The organism is Leisingera sp., from assembly GCF_034669605.1.
Taxonomy (GTDB): Bacteria; Pseudomonadota; Alphaproteobacteria; order Rhodobacterales; family Rhodobacteraceae; genus Leisingera.
This window is the reverse complement of the sequence record NZ_JAXMOX010000321.1, coordinates 1-3,235: the sequence shown is the minus strand read 5'-3', so window position 1 is coordinate 3,235 and position 3,235 is coordinate 1. Positions and strand designations below refer to the sequence as shown.

Here is a 3,235-nt window from a genome sequence, read left to right as displayed (position 1 = left end):
CTCGATTGAATTCGGCGACAGTTACGACCAGACCTTGCGGCGCTGGCACGACACGTTCAACACCCGCTGGGATCAGATCGCGGGCTTGGGGTTTGATGACCGGTTCCGCAAAATGTGGAACTTTTACCTCACATCCTGTGCCGCGGCCTTTAAGGCTGGCAATTGCGACGTGACGCAGATTACAGTTGCTCATCGCTGATTGAACTGGCCGCACGGATTGTAACCAGACATGCCCACCGGAGCCCGACTGACCGCCGCCTTTTGCCTGGCTTTGGTGGCGTTTGTCGTGTCCTTCTTGGTCATGCCGCAGATGCCCGAAGGTACGGATTTCGGTTATTTCGTGCATGTGAATGTCGTGCTGGGTCTGCTGAGCGGCTGGATCTTCATGGGCAAACGCGCAGGCCGGGGCCTGGTGCCCGCGATCAACAATGGCCTGACAGGCATGGCAGTCATGGTGCTGTGGGCGCTGTTCATCCAAGGCGCGTGGGAGATGTTCCGTCTGGCCATGCGCCACCGCTATGGCGGCCCGTTTGAGGCACTGTCGCAGATCTTTGTGATTGCATTGGATTATTTCTTTGTTATCGCTGTGCCAACCGTGCTGGTGCCATTGGCCGTGGGCGGGGTTCTGGCTGGACTCGCGGCCGAGAACGCCTCTCGCCGATGGCGCTGAAACTTCTTCTTAACAACAGGTTGTAATCCGTGGCTGATCTCTTTTTCTTTGGCACGCTGCGCCATATCCCTTTGCTTGAACTGGTGCTGGGCCGCAGCGGCGCGGCGCTTAAGGCGCAGGGTGCAAAATTGTCCGGCCATGGTGTCTATCAGGTTGCCGACCAGCCGTTTCCGGCGATAGAGGCCCGCGACGGTGCAACGGCTGACGGCGTTCTGGTGCAAGATCTGTCGCCTGCCGATCTGGATGCGCTCAATTTTTACGAGGGCGGCTTTGGCTATGCGCTGAAACCGGTTTCCGTGCAATTGGAGGACGGCAGCGCCGCCCCGGCGGAGGTTTACTTCCCCGAACCTGGCCTGTGGCGGACAGCCGAGCCCTGGGATCTGGCAGCCTGGGTGCGGAAATGGGGCGCGCTGTCCCTGCGCGCAGCCGAAGAGGTGATGTCCTATCATGGCCGGATGACCGCCGAAGAGGTGGCCCGCTGTTTCCCCTCGGTCCGCCGCCGTGCTGCCGCCTGGCTGGAGGCACAGGACCGGCCCGGTGACGGGGTGCACGACCTTGCAAAGGACGTGATCGTCCACAGCCACAACCGCGCCTATCTGAACTTCTTCGCAATGGAGGAGATGGAACTGCAATTCCGCCGCTTCGACGGCAGCATGAGTCCGGTAATGGAGCGCTCTGCCGCAATGGCCGGGCATGCGGCGGTGCTGCTGCCCTACGATCCGCTGCGTGATGAGGTGCTGCTGGTGGAGCAATTCCGCGCACCGCCGTTCATCATGGGCGAAGCGCACCCCTGGATGTGGGAGCCGGTCGCGGGCGTGATCGACCCTGGCGAGACGCCCGGCGAAACCGCGATCCGCGAAGCGCAGGAGGAGGCAGGCGTCACAGTCCAGCGCCTTGAACCGGTGGCGCAAGTCTACCCCTCCAGCGGCGCTCTGGCGGAATTTATTCATGTTTTCATAGGTATATCTGATCTTTCTGATGTCAATGGCGGCGGTGGAGTTGCGGGCGAGGGCGAGGACATCCGCAGCAGGATCCTCAGCTACGATGAGCTGATGGCGGGCGTTGATGCGCAAGTCTATCAGGACATGCCGCTGGTGACTGCGGCGCTGTGGCTGTCACGCCACCGCGGCCGGCTGCGCAACGCCTCGTCCTGAGCCGCTTCCCGCCTTGTGAACGCCGGGACGCTTAGATACACCTTGGGGGAACGATCGAAAGGGATACCATGCGCATTGCACGCGATCTGGCTGATGCCATCGGCCACACACCTCTTATCCGCCTGAACCGCGTCAGCGAAGAGACCGGCTGCGAGATCCTGGGCAAGGCGGAATTCATGAATCCGGGCCAGTCGGTCAAGGACCGTGCCGCGCTCTATATCATCAAGGACGCGATTGCCCGCGGCGCGCTGAAGCCCGGCGGCACCATCGTTGAAGGCACTGCCGGCAACACCGGCATCGGCCTGGCGCTGGTCGGCGCCTCGATGGGGTTCAAGACGGTGATCGTGATCCCGGAAACCCAGTCGGAAGAGAAAAAGGACATGCTGCGCCTGGCCGGCGCCCAGCTGGTCCAGGTTCCGGCGGCGCCTTACAAGAACCCCAACAACTACGTGCGCTATTCCCAGCGCTTGGCGGAAAAGCTGGCCAAGACGGAACCGAACGGCGCCATCTGGGCCAATCAGTTCGACAATGTGGCGAACCGCCAGGCCCATGTGGAAACCACCGGCCCGGAAATTTGGGAACAGACTGGCGGCAAGGTTGATGGCTTTGTCTGCGCGGTCGGCTCCGGCGGCACCCTGGCTGGGGTGGCGGAAGCGCTGCAGCCCAAGGGCGTCAAAGTCGCTCTGGCCGATCCGCTGGGGGCTGCGCTGTACTCCTTTTACACCACCGGCGAGCTGGCCTCCGAGGGCAGCTCAATCACCGAAGGCATCGGCCAGGGCCGGATCACCAAGAATCTGGAAGGCTTCACGCCCGACTTCAGCTACCAGGTTCCGGATGCTGAGGCGGTGCCTTATGTTTTTGATCTGCTGCACGAGGAAGGCCTGGTGCTGGGCGGCTCATCCGGCATCAACATTGCCGGCGCTGTGCGTATGGCCAAGGACATGGGCCCGGGCAACACCATTGTCACCGTTCTGTGCGACTATGGCACCCGCTACCAGTCCAAACTGTTCAATCCGGATTTCCTGCGGGAGAAGAACCTGCCGGTGCCAGAATGGATGACGCATACGCCCGCGTCGATTCCAGGCGTATTTGAGGACGTATGACACCTATCATAACCGCTTTGCGGGCTGCTTTGCTGGGGCTGGTCTTAACGGCCGGCCTTGCCTTGCCTGCGCTGGCTCAGCTGACAGCTGAATCCCGCGCCTATTACCAGGACTGGCTCAAGACCGCTGAACGCGCCGAGCAGGTGATCGACGCCCGGCGCGCCTCCAGCGCCGCGCTGGAGCAGCTGCGCAAGAAACTGACCGATTACCGCCAAAGTTTCCTGACCCAGCAGCGCGGCAACAGCGACCGCGTTGAGACCTTGCAGGGCCAGCTTGACGCGCTCGGTGCGGCACCTGGTGAGGGCAAA

Annotated in this window: 4 protein-coding genes and 1 pseudogene; all 5 read left to right on the top strand. The window is 62.1% G+C overall.

From position 1 onward, the window contains the following. Nucleotides 1-199, top strand: a 199-nt coding sequence (locus tag VOI29_RS23570; RefSeq protein WP_323784207.1) for a class I SAM-dependent methyltransferase, incomplete at its 5' end; no start/stop codon positions are given. Between the two features lie 30 nt (nt 200-229). Continuing rightward, the gene (locus tag VOI29_RS23565) at nt 230-670 is read left to right on the top strand and encodes a TrgA family protein (RefSeq protein WP_323784205.1); all 441 of its coding nucleotides are present in this window, start codon (nt 230-232) and stop codon (nt 668-670) included. Nucleotides 671-699: 29 nt separating this feature from the next. After that, nucleotides 700-1,824, top strand: coding sequence for an NUDIX domain-containing protein (locus VOI29_RS23560; protein ID WP_323784203.1), 1,125 nt, complete (start codon nt 700-702; stop codon nt 1,822-1,824). 68 nt (nt 1,825-1,892) lie between these two features. Continuing rightward, the gene (locus VOI29_RS23555; RefSeq protein ID WP_323784201.1) at nt 1,893-2,927 is read left to right on the top strand and encodes a cysteine synthase A; all 1,035 of its coding nucleotides are present in this window, start codon (nt 1,893-1,895) and stop codon (nt 2,925-2,927) included. Further along, nucleotides 2,924-3,235 (top strand): annotated as a pseudogene (locus VOI29_RS23550) (DUF3772 domain-containing protein); the annotation flags it as partial. The gene VOI29_RS23555 and the pseudogene VOI29_RS23550, both read left to right, overlap by 4 nt.

Coding starts and splice junctions, on each gene's coding strand:
- VOI29_RS23565 (WP_323784205.1), top strand. CDS start 230: ATGCCCACCGGAGCCCGACTGACCGCCGCCTTTTGCCTGGCTTTGGTG.
- VOI29_RS23555 (WP_323784201.1), top strand. CDS start 1,893: ATGCGCATTGCACGCGATCTGGCTGATGCCATCGGCCACACACCTCTT.